This window comes from Citrobacter amalonaticus (genome assembly GCF_002918555.1).
GTDB lineage: Bacteria > Pseudomonadota > Gammaproteobacteria > Enterobacterales > Enterobacteriaceae > Citrobacter_C > Citrobacter_C amalonaticus_A.
Genome location: NZ_PQMB01000002.1, coordinates 1,401,860 through 1,419,400 on the forward strand (window position 1 = coordinate 1,401,860; position 17,541 = coordinate 1,419,400).

General features: G+C 54.6%; 20 protein-coding genes. 3 read left to right on the plus strand and 17 right to left on the minus strand.

What is annotated here, in order from left to right; genetic code table 11:
• Positions 1–5 precede the first annotated feature (5 nt).
• The 5 genes from C3432_RS12240 to lafA all read right to left on the minus strand — a co-directional run bounded on the left by C3432_RS12240 (position 6) and on the right by lafA (position 4,429).
• Positions 6–1,178: a flagellar hook-length control protein FliK gene (locus tag C3432_RS12240; RefSeq protein ID WP_103776855.1), complete on the minus strand. Its 1,173-nt coding sequence runs from the start codon at positions 1,176–1,178 to the stop codon at positions 6–8.
• On the minus strand, positions 1,175–1,492 hold the full coding sequence (locus C3432_RS12245; protein WP_103776856.1) for a flagellar protein FliT: 318 nt from the start codon (positions 1,490–1,492) through the stop codon (positions 1,175–1,177). Before C3432_RS12245 ends, C3432_RS12240 begins: the two co-directional genes overlap by 4 nt.
• A gap of 4 nt (positions 1,493–1,496) precedes the next feature.
• Complete coding sequence (gene fliS, locus C3432_RS12250; protein ID WP_103776857.1) at positions 1,497–1,889, minus strand: flagellar export chaperone FliS; 393 nt, start codon at positions 1,887–1,889, stop codon at positions 1,497–1,499.
• A gap of 35 nt (positions 1,890–1,924) precedes the next feature.
• Entirely contained in the window at positions 1,925–3,244 is a 1,320-nt protein-coding gene (gene fliD, locus C3432_RS12255; protein WP_103776858.1) for a flagellar filament capping protein FliD, read from the minus strand.
• Positions 3,245–3,514: 270 nt separating this feature from the next.
• Positions 3,515–4,429: a lateral flagellin LafA gene (lafA, locus tag C3432_RS12260; RefSeq protein ID WP_103776859.1), complete on the minus strand. Its 915-nt coding sequence runs from the start codon at positions 4,427–4,429 to the stop codon at positions 3,515–3,517.
• Positions 4,430–5,026: 597 nt separating this feature from the next.
• On the opposite strand from lafA, the gene C3432_RS12265 reads away from it, so the two are divergent.
• Both C3432_RS12265 and C3432_RS12270 read left to right on the plus strand, forming a co-directional pair.
• Positions 5,027–5,989: a winged helix-turn-helix domain-containing protein gene (locus tag C3432_RS12265; protein WP_146050973.1), complete on the plus strand. Its 963-nt coding sequence runs from the start codon at positions 5,027–5,029 to the stop codon at positions 5,987–5,989.
• Positions 5,967–6,443, plus strand: coding sequence for a hypothetical protein (locus C3432_RS12270; RefSeq protein ID WP_103776861.1), 477 nt, complete (start codon positions 5,967–5,969; stop codon positions 6,441–6,443). Before C3432_RS12265 ends, C3432_RS12270 begins: the two co-directional genes overlap by 23 nt.
• Before the next feature lie 65 nt (positions 6,444–6,508).
• Here the strand turns inward: C3432_RS12270 and C3432_RS12275 are convergent, their stop codons facing one another.
• The 12 genes from C3432_RS12275 to flgB all read right to left on the minus strand — a co-directional run bounded on the left by C3432_RS12275 (position 6,509) and on the right by flgB (position 16,615).
• Positions 6,509–7,513 (minus strand): flagellar hook-associated protein, encoded by a 1,005-nt coding sequence (locus tag C3432_RS12275; RefSeq protein ID WP_103776862.1) that lies wholly within the window; start codon positions 7,511–7,513, stop codon positions 6,509–6,511.
• An 83-nt stretch (positions 7,514–7,596) separates the two neighbouring features.
• Positions 7,597–8,526 carry a flagellar hook-associated protein FlgL gene (flgL, locus tag C3432_RS12280; protein ID WP_103776863.1) on the minus strand — a complete coding sequence of 310 codons (930 nt, stop codon included), beginning with the start codon at positions 8,524–8,526 and terminating at the stop codon, positions 7,597–7,599.
• A 14-nt stretch (positions 8,527–8,540) separates the two neighbouring features.
• Positions 8,541–9,917 carry a flagellar hook-associated protein FlgK gene (flgK, locus tag C3432_RS12285; RefSeq protein WP_103776864.1) on the minus strand — a complete coding sequence of 459 codons (1,377 nt, stop codon included), beginning with the start codon at positions 9,915–9,917 and terminating at the stop codon, positions 8,541–8,543.
• A gap of 98 nt (positions 9,918–10,015) precedes the next feature.
• A complete protein-coding gene (locus tag C3432_RS12290) occupies positions 10,016–10,330 on the minus strand; it encodes a rod-binding protein (protein WP_103776865.1) in 315 nt (104 codons plus the stop codon).
• Positions 10,330–11,451: a flagellar basal body P-ring protein FlgI gene (locus C3432_RS12295; RefSeq protein WP_103776866.1), complete on the minus strand. Its 1,122-nt coding sequence runs from the start codon at positions 11,449–11,451 to the stop codon at positions 10,330–10,332. The genes C3432_RS12290 and C3432_RS12295 overlap by 1 nt, the downstream gene beginning before the upstream one ends.
• 14 nt (positions 11,452–11,465) lie before the next feature.
• A complete protein-coding gene (gene flgH, locus C3432_RS12300) occupies positions 11,466–12,131 on the minus strand; it encodes a flagellar basal body L-ring protein FlgH (protein ID WP_103776867.1) in 666 nt (221 codons plus the stop codon).
• A 69-nt stretch (positions 12,132–12,200) separates the two neighbouring features.
• Positions 12,201–12,986: a flagellar basal-body rod protein FlgG gene (gene flgG, locus C3432_RS12305; RefSeq protein WP_103776868.1), complete on the minus strand. Its 786-nt coding sequence runs from the start codon at positions 12,984–12,986 to the stop codon at positions 12,201–12,203.
• Positions 12,987–13,016: 30 nt separating this feature from the next.
• Positions 13,017–13,754, minus strand: coding sequence for a flagellar basal body rod protein FlgF (locus C3432_RS12310; RefSeq protein ID WP_103776869.1), 738 nt, complete (start codon positions 13,752–13,754; stop codon positions 13,017–13,019).
• Between the two features lie 11 nt (positions 13,755–13,765).
• Positions 13,766–14,968 carry a flagellar hook protein FlgE gene (gene flgE, locus C3432_RS12315; protein WP_103776870.1) on the minus strand — a complete coding sequence of 401 codons (1,203 nt, stop codon included), beginning with the start codon at positions 14,966–14,968 and terminating at the stop codon, positions 13,766–13,768.
• A 26-nt stretch (positions 14,969–14,994) separates the two neighbouring features.
• On the minus strand, positions 14,995–15,834 hold the full coding sequence (locus tag C3432_RS12320) for a flagellar hook capping FlgD N-terminal domain-containing protein (RefSeq protein ID WP_103776871.1): 840 nt from the start codon (positions 15,832–15,834) through the stop codon (positions 14,995–14,997).
• Entirely contained in the window at positions 15,834–16,265 is a 432-nt protein-coding gene (flgC, locus tag C3432_RS12325) for a flagellar basal body rod protein FlgC (protein ID WP_103776872.1), read from the minus strand. The genes C3432_RS12320 and flgC overlap by 1 nt, the downstream gene beginning before the upstream one ends.
• Positions 16,266–16,267: 2 nt before the next feature.
• A complete protein-coding gene (gene flgB / locus C3432_RS12330; RefSeq protein ID WP_103776873.1) occupies positions 16,268–16,615 on the minus strand; it encodes a flagellar basal body rod protein FlgB in 348 nt (115 codons plus the stop codon).
• Positions 16,616–16,751: 136 nt separating this feature from the next.
• On the opposite strand from flgB, the gene flgA reads away from it, so the two are divergent.
• Positions 16,752–17,468 (plus strand): flagellar basal body P-ring formation chaperone FlgA, encoded by a 717-nt coding sequence (gene flgA / locus C3432_RS12335; RefSeq protein WP_258041606.1) that lies wholly within the window; start codon positions 16,752–16,754, stop codon positions 17,466–17,468.
• The last annotated feature ends 73 nt before the right edge of the window (positions 17,469–17,541 follow it).

Below are 17,541 nucleotides of genomic sequence, written 5' to 3' on the forward strand. Positions count from 1 at the left end.
TGTTTTTACACTTTGATCAGTACAGATTCGTTCTGTTGATATTGAGGTTCATCATTAAGCGATAAGGCCGACTTCACCTCATCCTGCTGATGGCCTGACTGTTGCTGCTGTTGTGACTGCCCTTCGGAGGAGACCTGAACGTTCACCTCCATAAAGTTTTGCGCCGTCAGATACTGGCGCAGGTTTTCGCTGAACTGCTGAAGCGACCGACAGACATCACTCTGGTTTGCGCCGATGTGAACCATCAGTTTTCCGGCGTCCAGCTGTATGGCGATTTCCAGCTTGCCGAGCGACGGCGGATCAAGACGAATGGTCGAGACCTGCTGTTGCTGATTCAGCTGAAACTGAATTCTGTCCTTGAGCAATGCGCTGAGTTTTTCACCCAGCTCTTCCGTCGACATCGCTACCGGCAGTGCGCTGTGGCTTGAGATAGCGGGCTGCTGGCTGGCCGCATTAACAGGTTGATTCCCTTGTACGGCAACGTTAAGCAGATTCTGCGCCGCGCCCGGCTGATTCAGATTCACGCTATCCGTTTTTTTCACCCCCGGCGGGCGCACAGACAGATCGCTGCCCGTCCGTTTCGCCTGCGCGGAAATGTGCTGCGAGGCGGACAGCGTCTGCCGCTCCGGCGCGATCGAACGCAGGTTCTGAGCGGCGAAAGTGGCTAACGTTGCCTGCTGTTCGGGTGTTGCCGGGACGGGTGAGGCATCCGGGGCGAGTGCCTGCAGCGCACTTTGCCATTCAGACGGTAACGAGGACATATCGGCGCTCTGCGGGGCTGAAGGCATGACGTTTTGCCCCCGGCTCTGCGCATCACTCACCCGCTGACGTAAAACGGAGGAAAAGGAATTTCCGCCCTGGGTTGCGGCAAGCGTTTTCAGCATTTCCCCCTCAGGCTGTCTTTGCAGACCAGACTGTGCCGCGGAATGAGCAGGCTGCGCCAGCAACAGCGCCATCAGCGCCTGCATTGCCGCCGGATCGCTGTCGGGCGGGCGCTGAGCCTCTGACGACGATTGCTGGCTGATTTTGGCGCTCCGGGCGCGTTCAGCCAGAGGGGAGCCAGCCGATGGCGGTAACGAAAACGTCGCCGAATGGTCAGCCGACGGGGGCGAAATCGTCGCGTTTTCCGGCATGACATCTGCCAGACCATTGGCCGCCGTCTGCAATACAGGATTCATGCCTTCTCCGAAATTAAGTTAACCACCGAGTACGCCAGAACGCCTTCCCGGTGTTGTTGATGCTTATCCATCCGTGCTTTAAGCAATTCCGCACGCCGGGTTCGCCGCTCAATCAGCGCCGCAAACGCCGCGTGCAGCTGCTCTTTTACCGCACGCAGCTCCGTCGCTGACGTTTCGCTCGCTTCATAAGCGTGAAAGAGACGCATAAGCTGCTGATGCAGCGCGGGCAGACGCCGCCAGCGCTGTTTGTCCAGCGCTTCGTTCATCGCACCAATCAGGGCAAACAGTTGCTGCTGTTGCTGTGTTCTGTCCATTGCCTTACCCAAGCTTCGCCGCCAGGCCATCCCAGCCTTTGCGCAGGTTGGTCAGAATGATCCTCACCTCATCAAGCTTTTCCAGCGACAGCTCGCCGCTCGCCTCATACAGTCGGTAGACGCAGTGGTCATAGAGTCGGGACAGATTGACCACCAGCTCTCCCCCGGTTTCAAACTCCAGCGAGCTGGTGAGCGCATTGAGAATGTCGATGCATTTATTGATGCTTTGCGCTTTCTTTTCGAAGCGTTTGTTCTCGATATGGCTCCTGGCGCGCTCCAGCTCATCCATCAGGCCGGAAAATAACACCAGCACCAGTTCCAGAGGGGATGCCACCGCCGTGCGGGCAGCGAGATCGATCTCTTTGTATTGCGCATAACCGTCCTGCATTTCGTACATGTTTAACCTTCGTTTCTTTGACTAAGAGCCCGCGCTTACATAAATGCAGCCATACTGACTTTCATGGTGTACGTTTCAACCAGGGTGTTGGTGTACTCTTCCACGTAGCGTTCGTAGTTGGTGTTGTAGGTTTCAGTCAGCTGATCCGCTTCGTCCTGCAGCTTTTCCTGTTGTTCTTCAATATTCTGCTCACGCAGGGCGATGATGCCGTTACTGGAATCGAGATAGCTCTCCATCAGGTCATCCATCTGCGCGACCATGCTGTCTTCGCCAACAAAGATGGCACTCAGCCCGTCCGGGTTTTCTTCCATTTCCGCCGCAAACTGATCGGAGTCGATCTGTAAATGGCCGTTAGTGTCCAGGGTGATGCCGTAATCCACGATCGAGACGCCGTCATACGAGGCATGGGCAATATCATCAAGCTGACTGGTCAGGGACTTTAGCCCGGCGTCACCGGCGAATACGCCCGCCCCGGTGCCGTCGCTCCCGTTGGTGGTTAACGAATCCACGGTATCGACCAGCGTGTTATAGGCATCGACAAAAGTCTGCACTTTCGCCTGCGTCGCGCTGCTGTCTTCCGCCACGGTAAAGGTGGTCAGATCGTCCGTATTGTCGCTGGTTTCACTAAACGTCATCGTGACGCCGGGGATCACGTCGTCGAAGGTGTTAGTGCTGTTGGTAATGGTCGGCCCCTCTGCGTTCCCCAGATGAATAATGGCGTCCTGCGCCTGCGTCATCGTGGTCAGCGTCGGTACCGCTGTCGTGGCATCGCGGGTCGCATCATGACCTTCAACGCTCACCGTAAAAGCGCTTTGCGCGCCGGTGCTGTCAGCGGTCAACATGATGGTGGTCGTGCCATCGGTTTTCACCAGCGCAGCAGAGATGCCAGGGTTATCATCAGAGTCATTAATTGCGCCGACCAGTTCGCTGGCATCAATAAATCCATCCCCGTCACCGTTCGCGTCGGCCTCGGCAAGATCGATATCCATCGTGCTATCGCCCATCGTCAGCTCAAACGTGCCGGTAGCGGAAAAGCTGTCGTCGCTCATATCAAATGTTGACTGCTGCGCCTGCGCCAGCTGCTCAACATAAAAGGAGTAGGTTCCCGCCTGCGCTTGTGAGTTAGCGGAAATCGTCGCCGAATCATTGTTCGACGAGGCCGAAAAGGTGACCGGACCATCAGTGTCACTATTCAACGCATCAATTGCCGTCTGGAAATCGTTTAATGCCGTACTCAGCGAGTCCAGCCCACTGCTTTCTGCGTCCAGATCCGCCTGCTTCTCCTGCAAACTCGCCGCCTGAGAGGCGACATCGGCATAGGCAATTTGTTGTGCAATCTGTTTAGGACTGATCATAAAAAACTCCTGGGTCGTTAATCACAGTCAGCAAAAACCATGCCAACTATTTTTACACCTTTAAATCAATGAATTAGAAAACAAGAGGAAGCGAATTTTCCTGCAGAGGGAAGGTTTTGCTGGAACTCACCAACGCCTGAAAGCACAACACCGCCAGCAGGCGGTGTTGTGATTGCTGACAAACGTCACTCTTGTTTTGCCGGATGGCGCCGCAGACCCGATGTACTTGCGTCATCGGGTATTTCAGACGTTGTCACCACCGGACAGACATTACTGGAGCAGGCTGGAAACCATGCTGGACATGCTGTTGGACTGCTTCAGCATGGTAATGCCGGTCTGCATCAGCACCTGTTGCTGGGTCATGTTGGACGCTTCCGTCGCGTAGTCGGTATCCATAATGTTACCGATAGCCACTTCCGTGTTGTCCTTCATGCTGGTCAGGTTGTTGGCGGTATCGTTCAGACGGTTGATAGACGCACCCAGTTTGGACTGGATTTTGGACACATCGTCCATCGCCGTTGAAATCGTGGTGATCATCGCGTTAGCGGAGCCGGAAGCGGTCAGCTCCGATCCGCCGGAAACGCCCGCGCTCCCCGTGGTATCAGCCTGGTCAGCGCTGAAGGAGGCGCTCACGCTTCCCAGATCGTTTACCAGATCGCCCAGCTGGGTGGAGATATCCACGGTCATGGTGTCAGAAGATTCAGCGCCCACCTGGAAGGTGACTGCGCCCTGGAACAGACCGTCTTTACCGGTGTTGCTGGTGCCGGAAGTACCGAACAGGTTGGTGCCGCCGTAGGTGGTATTTTGCAGCATATCGGACATCTGCTGGCCCAGTTCATCATATTCATCCTGCATCGCCTGCAAATCTTCATCGCTGTAGGTGCCGTTCGCTGCCTGAGTAGACAGGTCTTTCATGCGCCCCAGAACGTCCGTCATTTCATCGAACATGCTGTCTGCGGTCTGCAACATCGCGGTCGCATCCTGAATGTTGCTCAGCGCAACGCTCATACCGCTGGACTGTGCGGTCAGACGGTTAGCGATCTGTTTGCCTGCGGCGTCGTCCGCGGAAGAGTTAATGCGATTACCGGTTGCCAGGCGCTCCATAGAGGTGGACAGAGAAGCGCTACTTTTGTTGATGGCATTCACGGAAGCCATTGAGGCGGTGTTGGTATTAATGGATAACATGGTACTGCTCCTTGTGATTAACCGTTTTATTTTCGATACCCTGTAAAAACGACAACCCCATGCGAAAACTTAAAGCGGGACTAAAAAAATTTTGTCCTCTGCCGCGCGACGCTTTTCTCCACACAAAAAAATGAGAGATGCCACGGATAAACAAAAAAATTAATAACTTATTGTTTTTAATATTTTTTAAAGATAAAAATGAGATATCCCGATTTATAGATCGAGATCAACCGAACGCAAAGAAAAAGATTATTTGCAATATCTGCCAATCGGCCTGGACATCTGGCTAATTTCAGGTTAATTCGCTGATAAATTTAAGATATTCCTTAAGCAATAAGTGCTGAAAGCCAACACATTACCGAAAATATTTACATTCAGTTGCAAATACACCCTATTTTTGTATTGTGAGTCTTAGGTTCTTTCGTTACATTTCAAATCCCTTTTGGACTGTCCAAAAATCACTCAATAAAAATTATTGTTATCACCTCTCAGTCAGAGAGTACAAAAAACATCTCCGTTTCTTTTACTTTTTTAATACACTGATTTTAGCGGTGTGGTATCCAGGATATTATGAATATTACACAGGTAAACCAAAGCATGAGCATTATCGTCAACAACTGGAGAATGGATCCCTCACTCAATGCGTTAATACATTGTGAAACAGGGGAAACACGCCGTCTGGGCGAATACCACTTCATTTTACTAGAAACATTAGCTAAAAATGCTGACACCGTTTTATCTCGTTCCTGGTTAATGGCTGAAGTCTGGAAAAATCGCATTGTGGGTGGAAATAGCCTGCCAACGGCAATTCACGCACTCCGCGTCGCTATCGATGACGATGGAAAACAACAAGAAATTATTAAAACCATCCCTAAAAAAGGTTACCTGTTTAATAAAAGTCATTTGAACCTTACTTATTTCCCTGGAAATAGTGAGGCTGAAACGCCGTCAGAGTCTGAAGGGGCAGACAGCGCCTGCTCAGCGGCATTGACCGGGGCGGATGATGAAATTCCTGCGCTGCAGGCGCCACTCAATAACCTCTTCGACATCCCGGAGACTAAGCGCCGGGACGGGGAAGACAGTCAGGTAAACGTCGGCAAAACACATCGACGTAAAGGCGGGTTGAGCGCCGCACTCGCCGTGGTTGCCGCCTTATTTTTATTCATATTTATCTACCCCCTTAAGATGCCCGACACCCCAGCCACGAGCGATGCGCCACAGCTGGTAAAAGAATCGCTGGAAAATGCCAGCCGTATTGAGGCTTATCATTTCTACAGCACGGCACCGAATAAAAAGGATGCGTCAATATTTTCTCAGCACATGAAACCCGGTATAGCAAAAATAAACGCCTTACTGATAGCACATAATGCAACAATGAAACTGTACTATAAAATCTCACTCAGTAAATTCACTCTCGACATTATTCTGAACTCGCCGTGTGATGCCAGCAGGCAATTATCATTGGGTTTTGAAAACTGGCAAAACAAAGATAACGACATGAATCTGGTGATGTATCAGGAAGTGGAGAAAATGTTAAATGAAATACAAAAATGTCAATAACGCTTTTTTAAATGCGCTTCTGGTATGTTCTTTATTTACCCCCTTTATGGCGCAGGCACATATCGAGAACACCATTGTCGCTGATTACGATCTTGCTACCGGGAAAAGTTCTCATTATGAACTGTTTGTCAACGGAACGGGAAAGCAGGCGACGCTGACCATCGTTCCCCAGGGATCGCCCCATAACAGCCCCTCAGTTTTTAAAGTATCCGCCTGCATTACCCGGACTTCCGGAAATTTAAAACAGGGAGAGTATCGTTTCAGCGCTGCTGATGCCGATAAAAATGACGTGCGGTTATCCAATATTAGCTACTTCGTTAGTGAACATAACCTGCGAGCGTGGTGGATTCACTTAAACAGCGAGCAGACCCTGATGTTTAATCCGGATGTGGGTAGCCTGATCGTCTCAGACCCCAAAATATTCAATATCTCCACGTCGATGTGTCAGTCTTAAATCATTCGCGTTGCAGGGCAGCCAACACACCTGCAACCGGAAGTATGACGAGTATAACGGGGTTATTAACCTAACAGACTGCGCACCGTCTGGCTGGAGAGGCGGGCCTGTCCGTTTACCGCCTGCGCCAGCACCTGGTAGTTATGATTCGCATGATCCAGAACGCCCCCCAGATTTTCTGAAGCCTGTACTGCGCTTTCCCCCTGTGGAAAGCGCGCCATCCCATCGATTAACTGCCGCGCTTTCTCCTGCTGCACCGCCATTTGCGCACGCTGATCGCTAATCGTATCCAGCGCCTGCTGTATCCCGTCCAGCGCACGATTCCCCCCCTGCCGGACGCGCTGCAACAGCTCATCTGCCCGTGAAGGATCGGCAAAGCTTTTCAGCGGGGTAAACGCTAACGTTTTCTCCGCCCCACTGCATACGCTCAGCGTCTTCTCAATTTGCGGCCACTGCGCCTCGGTGGTGGAAAAGGTCATCTCGCCCTGCCCTTCATGCATCTGCACACCCACGCGACGCAGGGCATGACTCATCATCATGTTGTACTGGCCGGGTTGGGTATCCTCTTCGACCACAACCGCAGAAAGCTGCGTCTGACGCCCGTCTGAAATGCTGAACATTCGCGAGCCGGTGGAATTGTCCCGCAGCCTCTGCGCCAGATCCGGCGAGTGGAAGCTCACCCGCGCCTCCCCCTGCAGGACGGACTTCAGTTGCCGATCGACGGCCCCCCCTGACAGCGTGGGACGTTTTTCCAGGAATGCCGCCAGCTCGCTCCCCTTCTGCTGCTGCGCCTGACCGCCGCGACGCGCCGTGTGACGATAATCCAGCAGATGCTGTTCCAGTTGCCCCAGATAGTGGTCAGCCTGCTGCAACGTGGTCAGTTGATCGTTGAGCTGAACGCTGTAGCGCTGCGGGCGGGTAGCGATCAGTGGCGAAGCCGGGTAGTCGCTGCTCGCCGTCGCGGTTGACTTCTGACGGACAGGGGTATTCTGCGCAACAGCGTGCTGTTGGACCGAAGAGTTAAGGGTTCCGCTACCGGAGAGTGACGTTGTATTTAAGCCGACCTGCATAGTATTCCTGAACTGCTGCTGTACCACTCCGCTTTCCCACACGCCGGGTGCCGACGATGAGAAAGAGGAGCCCGGGAGAAAGGTTAAAGCTCACTAAATAAGTTCAACTGACTCACTTGCGAATAGGTTTTCAACGTGGCTTCCATCGCCATTTCCAGACCGGTAAACGTGATAGACGCCGGGCCGTAGTCCAGATCGCTGAGTTGACCGATGAGCTGATCGTTTGAGGTGGCGATATCCGTCTGCGCGTCGCTCAGCATCGACATCGTATTTTGCGTCTCGCCCAGCGAAGCAATTGATGCGTTCAGCGAATCGGACGCGTCATCCACCACGTCAATGGCATTGGCAATGTCGCTTTGCACCTGCGGGTCAGCCGGATCGACGGTCGGATCCTGCAACTCACTGGACAGCGAGGTGAGCGTGTTGAGCACGTCCAGGTTGCTGCCAAAGAAGTCGCTGACCGCCACGTTGGTGTCCACTTCCACCCCGTTGGAAACCGTCGTCTGACGATGGCTGCTGTTCCCCTGATACGTATAGCTATCGGTTACGCCGTCGCCGTCATCATCGACGGCCACAACAGGCGGCCTGTCGTTGACCGTACCGCCAAAGACATAGTGGCCGTCTTCATCCTGGTAATTCAGCGCCGCAACCATGGATTCAGTCAAAGACTGAATATCCTGCCCAAGACTGGCCAGCGACTCTGCGGTATTGCTACCGTTCGCCGCCTCCAGCAAATCGTCACGCACCGCCAGCAGGCTGTTGTTGACGCCATCCAGAATCGATTCCTGCTGGCTCATCCCCGCAGACGCCGAATCAATATTGCTTTGATACTGTTCGATAGCCGACTGCTGACGGTCCAGCTGGGTGATACGGGTGGCGGCAATCGGATCGTCCGACGGCAGCAAAATACGTTTCCCGGTCGCCATCTGGGTAACAACATGCGACAAATCGCCGGAGAGTTGGTTAAAATTCTGCGTCATGGAAACATAAGATTGTTGAGTACTGACTCGCATACTGACCCTCCAGGTTAGCTACACATTTCCAGTACGGAATCGAAAATATCCGCACCGGTTGAAATGACTTTCAGGTTGGCCTCATAAATTTGCTGGTAGGTAATAAGGTTCACCGCTTCTTCATCCATACTGACGCCGCTGACGCTGCTTTGCTGGTTCTGCGCCTCGGAATAGACATTTGCTGCCGCCTGCGCTTCCGTCTGGTTTTGCTGGCTGTAGATCCCGATGCTGCTGATGATCGACGAACACGCCTCCCCTACCGTCACGCTCCCCAGGCCATCGATCTCCAGCGGTTCTGTCGAAATATCGATCAGCGCCTGCAGGTTATCGCTGTTCCCGCTCTCATCCGGTGAACTGGAAAACGCCAGCTCATCGGCGGTGATATCCGGGTTGACCTCCAGCGGACCGTCCGACGCGTTCTCGTCATAAATGAACAGCGGTTCTCCGGGATTGCCGTTCAGGTCATAGCCCTGGGCCAGCTGGCTGTTAACGGCATCGGCAAACTGCGAAGCCATGCTGTTAATGGTGTCGGACAGCGGCGTCAGGATCGCGTTCTGATAGTCAAACAGCGCCCCCAGAGAACCGCCGGTATCGGTATCCATCGTGGAGGTGGTCCCCGCAAACGTCAGCGACATGCAAGGCGTGCCGTCGGCGTTCATCTCCAGCGCCAGGGTAGAACTCTCCTGCCCACTGACCAACGGCTGACCGTTTTGCAGCGTCACGTTGTAGTTGCCTTCATCGTCGATGTTAACCTGGACATCCATCATGCCGCTTAATTCTTCAACCATCTGATCGCGGGCATCGTACAGCGCCGAGGCGTTATCGCCGTTGGCCTCTGCCTCAGTAATTTGCTGGTTGTAGCTGGCGATCCCCGACGTCAGGGTGTTCACCTGGGTGACCATCGCCTGCTCCTGGCTGATGATTTCGCTGCTTTGTGAGTCGATATAATCCAGCGTGTTGTCAATCCGCATCGCCAGCGCGCCGGATTCGCTAATCACCTGCTCGCGCAGCGCGGAGTCATCCGGGCTGGTCGTCGCTTCGTTCAGCGCGGCAAAAAAGTTATCGAACCCCGCGCTCATACTACTGTTCTCGTCGCTGAGCACCGTTTCCAGCTGCGTCAAATATTCCTGCTGGGTGCTGTAGTAGCCATAGTCACTGGCGGCATACCACACCTGGTTCACCTGATACTGGTTGGAGACGCGGCGAATGCTGTCAACCTGCACCCCGTTTCCGGCGCTGTTTGCCGAGCCGGAGCTGGCGCCAATGGTGCTGGTTACCGCCACCTGTCGGGTGTAGCCATCGGTCATGGCGTTGGCAGTATTCTGCGCCGTCACGTTCAGCTCCACCTGCGCCGTACTGGCGCCGCTGTAACCAATGTTAATCATATCCATCAATGAATCCTTGCCGGCCTGTCGCCCGGTATCTCGTTAACAACCTTTCCGATAAAGAGCGGCGAAAACCACGCTGTTCTTAAATCGCCGCCTCGCCTTTATCCTTTCTCGTGATGAGGAGAGAGTTGCCTGACGATCATCGCCGCAATCCCGATCCCCTGATGCTGGGCAAGGGTCGTACACAGCTGGTCGTCATAGAGTCCCTGCATCATGCGCGCTGAGTCGCTGTTTAACGGGTTATCTTTTGAATCAAAGATTTCATTGGTTTTACGCATCTCTTTCAACATGTTGCGCAGAAAAATGGCCTCAAACTGCTGGGCTGCTTTTTGCAAATCGTTTTCTTTGATTTTGGGGCCCATCAGCGCGTCGCTACCGTCAATGCCGCCGCCACGGGTTACCTTGAGATCCGCCATCAGATCACCTCCAGATCAGCATCCAGGGCACCCGCTTCATGCAGCGCCTGCAGGATAGACATAATGTCATCCGGGGTGGCTCCCAGGTTGTTAAGTGCGCTGACCAGCGTTTTCAGACTGCTGGACTCCGGCAGCGCAATCATCCCTGGCCGGGCGTGGTTCACCGAAATATTGCTCTGCGGCGTTACCGCAGTACGCCCACCGGCAAACGCATTTGGCTGGCTGACGTTGCTGCTCTCATTAATCGAAACCGTCAGGCTGCCGTGCGATACCGCCGCCGCATGTAGCGCAATGCCATCCCCCATCACCACCGTACCGGTACGGGAGTTAAACACGACGCGCGCGCGCACTTTTTCAGCCTGAACCTGAACGTCATCCAGCTGCGACATAAAGGCCACGCGTGCCCCCGGACTGGTGGGGGCCTGGACGATAACGTTGGTGGAGCTTTGCGCCGTGGCGATGCCGCCAAACGCAGCATTAATCGCACCGGCAATGTTATTGGCGTCTTTAAAAGAAGGACGCTTCAGGTTTAGCGTAATGGTGTTCCCCATCTGGAAATCGCTGGGAATTTCACGCTCTACCGTCGCCCCGTTCGGGATAAGACCGACCGTCGGCGTGTTGACGGTCACGCTGGAGCCGCTGGCGCCGGTGGCGTTCATCCCGCCCACCACCACGCTTCCCTGGGCCAGGGCATAAACTTCGCCATCCGCCCCGTGTAATTGAGTGAGCAGCAGGGTGCCGCCACGCAGGCTTTTCGCATCGCCAATGGAAGAAACCGTGACATCAATCGTCTGCCCACGAGAATACATCGGCGGCAGAGCGGCGCTCACCGCCACCGCCGCGACGTTTTTCACTTTCGGGTCGATTTTACCCGGCAGCTGCACGCCGAACTGGCGCAGCATATTGGTAATGGTCTGATTGGTGAATTTCACCTGGTTTTTATCGCCCGTGCCGTCCAGACCGACCACCAGGCTGTAGCCGACCAGCTGGTTTTCCCTGACGCCCTGGACATTCACCAGCGACTCCAGAGACTGAGCCTGCGACGTACCGGGTATCACCAGGCTCAGGGCGATCGTCACGCCGTGGAGCGCCTTCATCCAGCGCCCGTTCAGATAGTGCATGTTCATCTCCGGCGTCAGATCGGGAAGAGAGGATGGTTAAACAGACGCGTCAGCCAGCCTGCCGCGTTGGCGTCGCTGAGCGCGCCGCGTCCCGCATAGGAGATGCGCGCATCCGCGATACGCTGCGATGACACAGAGTTGTCATTCTGAATATCGTCGGCGCGAACAAGGCCGCTCAGCCGGATGTATTCATCCCCCTGGTTGAGGGTGAGCCATTTTTCGCCGCGAATCTCCAGGATGCCGTTCGGCTGTACGGAGTGAACCGATACCGTAATCTCACCGCGTAAACTGTTCTGCTGTTGCGATGTCGCGCTGCCGTCAAAATCACGGTTGGCGTCAATCGATCCCGACAGATTATCTTTGGTGTGACCGAAAATAGTGGGGGCGCCAATATCGACGGTGTTATTTTTGCCGAATTTGGTTTTTGCCTGTTTGCTGGACTGGGTCGATTCTTCGAGGATCACGGTCATAATATCGCCCACCCGATAGGCCCGGCGGTCTGCCGTCAACGACCAGTTGTAGCCGGTTTCAAACACGCCCCCTGCGCGACCGTCCGCCGGTGGCGGCGCTTCGGTTTTGGGAGGAGCAAAATACTCGTCATTTTTTTTGACTAACAGCGCCTGTGATTCACACCCGCCGAGCAGGGGAAGCAGCACCATCAGCCACAGATAATTTTTCACGTTCTGCCTGTTTGTTTAACCGCAGGCCGGAGGGCGACGTCGCCTTACCCGGCCTGCGGGTCTGTTTTATTACAGCGTCTGACTGATGAATTGCAGCATGTCGTCTGCCGCTGAAACCATTTTGGCGTTCATCTCATAAGCGCGTTGTACCGTGATCATCGCCACCATTTCATTGACGATATCCACGTTCGATCCTTCCAGTGCGCCGTCCTGGAGAGCGCCCAGTCCATCTTCCCCGGGAATGCCTTCGGTCGGCTGCCCGCTGGCGGCGGTTTCCAGATACAGGTTGTCCCCTTCTGCGGAAAGCCCCGCCGGGTTGGCAAAGTTCACCAGCGTCACCTGCCCCATCTCCGTCGGATCGCTTTCACCGGGTAAAATCGCGGTCACCGTGCCATCCTCAGCAAACGCCACGCTGGTCGACCCCGCCGGGATATCAATTTCCGGCTGCACCGGCAGCCCGCCGGAGCTACATAACACCCCATCAGCGTTGATCTGCATGTTGCCGTCGCGGGTATAGGCGATATCGCCGTTCGCTTTCTGCACCTGGAAAAAGCCCTGCCCCATGATGGCGACATTCATCGTGTTATCGGTGGTTTCCACATTCCCTTCGGTGAAGGTTTTCTGGGTTCCGACAATGCGCACACCGCTGCCGAACTGCATACCGGTCGGCATAATGTTGTTCTGATCGAGCATCGCCCCCGGCGCTTCCTGGGTCTGATAGAACAGATCCTGGAACATCACCCGATCGCGCTTAAAGCCTGTGGTATTGACGTTGGCGATGTTGTTGGCAATCGCACTCATCTCAGCATCCTGCGCCGAGAGGCCAGTTTTACTGATCCATAACGCTGCATTCATAAAGCTTTATTCCTGATTAAAAGCGGCCACTCAGGAGCCAGTTAACAGACGATTCCCCGAGGCACTGATATCTTCAGCGGTCTTCATCATCTTGATTTGCGCCTCAAACTGGCGGTTCATCGCAATGGAGTTCATCATTTCATTGACGGCTGAGACGTTACTGCCCTCGAGAAATCCGCCGCTGACTTTGATGTTTTCATCGCGCTGGGCCGGAACGCCATCCGCAGTCACCAGCATACCCTGCGCGTTTTTCGCCAGATTATTGACCGGAATATCCACCAGCTTCAGGCGATCGATATCCATTGTGGCGGTCACATCGCCGTCATCGGGCGTCACCGACAGCGTGCCGTCGCTGCCAAACGAAGCAATCGCATTCGGCGGCAGAATGATAGGGCCGTTATCACCGAGCACCAGATTGCCGTTGATGGTTAATTGCCCCTGATCGTCCTGCTGAATATTGCCATCACGGGTATAAACTTCATTGCCGTGCCGATCTTCCACGGCGATATAACCGCTGCCCTGGATAGCGACATCCAGCGGGCGTTCGGTTTTCTCAGCAACCCCCGTGCTGTCGTTAACCCCACTCGGACTTTCCTGCGCCATATAGCGCGTATCAAATCCACTCCCCTTCACCTTCTTGTTTCCGGCCAGCGCCATATCCGCACGGAAACCGTTCGTATTTACATTGGCCAGGTTATTGGCGCTAACCTGCTGCTCATACAACGTTTGGGTGGCGCCGCTCAGGGCGGTAAAAATCAACCGATCCATATATGCGTGCCTTACATCGCCTGGAAGAGCGCATCATCAAGTTGCGTACTGGTGGAGATCACTTTGGTGTTCGCCTGATAGTTACGCTGCGCCGTCATCAGCTCCACCAGCTCGGACGTGATATCGACGTTGGAGCTTTCAAGCATGCCGGAAGAGAGCGTCCCGCAGGAGCCGGATCCCGGCGTGCCGATCAACGGCGAACCGGACTCACCCGTCTGCACCCAGGCGGTGCCGCTCACGGCTTCCAGACCATCCTCATTCGGGAAGGTGGCCAGCACGACCTGACCTTGCAACATGCGCTCGCCATTGCTGTAGGTGGCGTAAACTTTACCGTCGTCATCAACCTGAACGCCGTTTTGCTCCGCCGAGGCATAGCCGTTCGCCGAGTTGGTGGTGACCGAGAATTCTGAGCCGTACTGGGTGCAGGCTGAGTAGTCGAAGGTCATCTCAATCGGCGCCGCGTCTTCGGTAGTAAAGGTGACGGGCTGCGGCGCGGTGGGCGATACCAGCTTGCCGCTGTTCGGATCAAAGGTCAGCGTGGTGGGCGGAACGTCGGTCTGCGTTTGACCATCAAAGGTGTACTGCACTTCCCAGGTGTTATCGCTGGTTTTGGTAAAGTACTGGCATACGGCGTGCTCGTTCCCCAAAGAGTCATACACCGTGGTGGTGTAGCTGTCGGTGTAGGAAGCGCTGTTGGTTGGGTCAAACGTCACCGTGGCGCGATCGATGGCCTCATCGCTGGCGTCAAAGTTGGCCGTGAAGCTCAGGCTGTCGGTAGCCTGCGCGGGGATGTTGCCGGTCTGGATCCGGATATCGGTGACGGTCCCCGTTTGCAGCGTGCCGCTGTCATCCACCGGATAGCCTTGCAGATAATCCCCGGACGCGTTAACGATATAGCCGTTTTTATCCGTCACAAAAGAGCCTGCGCGGGTGTAGCTGATATTACCCGCGCTGTCGCACATCACGAAAAAGCCATCGTCGTTGATTGCCAGATCCAGCGCGTTGCCGGTAGAGACCATGGAGCCGCCACGCGAGATGCTCTGCGCGGTTCCCGCGACGCTCACCCCCATTGCCTGGGTTCCCGAATACATCGCGGAGAATTGGGTGGTCATCGATTTGTAACCGACAGTACCGGCGTTGGCGATGTTGTTACTGATCCCATCCAGCTGTTCGTTGACGGCGTTCAGACCCGTCGCTGCAATTTCATAACTCATTATTTATTCCTGTCGTATAAACATAATCAGAGCACATCGCTCTCGCTGTCCGGCGGCGTGACATCATTCGTGTTATCCGGGATACCAAACTGGCTGAGCATGGTGAAGGGCACCTCGCCCACTCCTGTGACGTTGAGCATTGGCGCGCTGCCGTCCAGTGGGATGCGCACATCCTCCACCGTGCCGGAAACCTCAATCGGCACTTCCTCTTCCCCGGTGTTGGTCACAACCGACACGCTGTAATCCCCAGGCGGAATGGCGTAATCCGCAGGGTTGATGTCAAAATCCACCTGACCCGGACCGACAGAAGTTTCTCCTTCCGGGATCAGCGACACCGCATAATCGTCCCCGGCTTCATCAGTAAAATGCAGGGTGGCTTCAGTGCAGGCGTCGTCCAGCGTGACGCGCCCCTTAATTTCCTCATCGCTCACCTCAAGCGAGGTGGTCTGCACCATAATGTCGTCGCCCACCATGTTCCCCAGCGCCATCACCTGGATGTTGCTCATCAGGATGGCGTTGGTATTCGCCTCTACGCTCATCTCTTCCATCATCGCCACCTGGGCCATGGAGGCGAGCTGATCGATATATTCTGTGGAATCAGCCGGATCGGTCGGATCCTGATTTTCGATCTCCGCCACAAACAGCGTCAGAAAAGTTTCCACGCCGGAGCTTTCCGTGGTGGTTGTGGTGGTTGGCGTACCGCTGGTATTGCTGGTGTCCGTCGCGTCAGCGCTGGTGGAGGAGCCGCTGCTCTCCTCCACGTTGCTGCTTTGCGGGGCGTCGCCCACGCTGTTTTCTGCAACGGCAGTTTCCCCCGCAGAAGAAGAGAGCGTCTGCGATTCGGCATACAGAGCGAGTGTGTTCATTACACTTCCCCTAATTTGAGTAAACTTTGCTGCATACTTTTGACGTTATTCAGCACGTCTACGTTGGTTTCAAAATCCCGCGATGCGGACATCATATCGGCCATCTGCTCCACCACGTTGACGTCCGGATACCAGACGTAACCGTCCCGGTCCGCCAGCGGATGATGCGGTTCATAGCGCTTCACCGCCCCGCCGCTTTGCACCACGTCCTGCACCTGAACGCTGGCACCATCAATCGCGTGCCGGTTATCGCCACCCATCAGGCTATTGTTGTAAACGGCAGCAAATACCGGGCTGCGCGCTTTATAGGCCTGAGCTTCGCTGGCCGCAGGCGCCTCGGCATTCGCCAGGTTACTGGCGACGGTGTTCAGGCGGAGGGTTTGCGCCGTCATTGCCGAACCCGAAATCTGATAAATATCAGTAAACGACATCGTTATTTCCCTTCAATAGCCTCTCGCATCCCACTAATTTGCAGATTTAAAAAGGTCAGACTGCTTTGATAATCCATACTATTTTGCGAAAACCGCGCCTGCTCGGTATTCAGCTCAACGGTATTGCCATCTTCTGAGGCCTGCATCGGTACGCGGTACTTCACGTCAACCTCGGGTATCACTTTTGTACGACTTGCCCGTTGCATCTCAGCGCTAAAATCAATATCTTTAGCTTTGAAATTTGGTGTATCGACGTTTGCCAGATTCGCAGTCAGTAGCTCGGTCCTCTCAAGACGTAATTTCACTGCCTGCGGATGTACACCCAATGCCTGCTGAAAACTGATTCCCATTTCTCACATCACTCCTGCATCAATCTTGCTGTTTAAAGCAATATACATGCCAACTTTTAAGTTATTGATGAGAAATGGTTTTATGAAAATACCGATAAGCAGAAGGAAGGCTCTTTTCCCCTTCGTCGCGGAAATAATGCTGACATGGCTGCTGACGCTCTCCGCCCATGCCGCCCTCCATCCTGTACAACACAGCGCCAGGGAACAGATCAACGCGCGGGTGCTGACCGCCGCCAGTCAGCAGATCGACGCGCTGGCACAAAAGCAGCAGTGGCAGGACTACCGCTACACCTTCAACGTCTATATCCCGTCCGGGGTGGCAACCGATGCCCCCTGTCCCACCGAACCGCAAATTTCAGCCGCATCGTCCCCGGAAACGGCCCTCAGCCGGATGAATTTTGATGTCAGCTGTCCCGGTGCGGCGGGCTGGAAGGTGAGCGTGGCAGTGCGCCCGGATGTGTTCGTCCCGGTGGTTATGCCCACAACCCTGATAGCGCGCAACACCGTGCTAACCGCCGCCGACCTGCAACTGAAAAAATACAATGTCAGCAATTCACGTAACGGTCTGATAATGCGGATGGAAGAGGCCGTCGGTCTGACCAGCAAACGCGTACTCCAGCCGGGTAAACCGCTCACGCATGCGGAGTTAGTCGAGCCATTACTGGTTAAACGCGATCAGCCGGTGATAATTATCGCCCGCATGGAGGGGATCACGGCGTCCATGCCCGGCGTGGCGCTGAAAAACGGTCGGAAAGGTGAAATGATTAAAGTCCGCAACGCCAGCAGCCAGCGCATTATCAGCGGGATAGTGGACGACGCAGGGGTTGTGACAACGGCGAATACAGAGCAATAAGGTGATTTTTTGTGATGGGATTAAAGTTTTCACCGTTGATGACCGCTCTACCCCAGTAACAGATAAACAACCA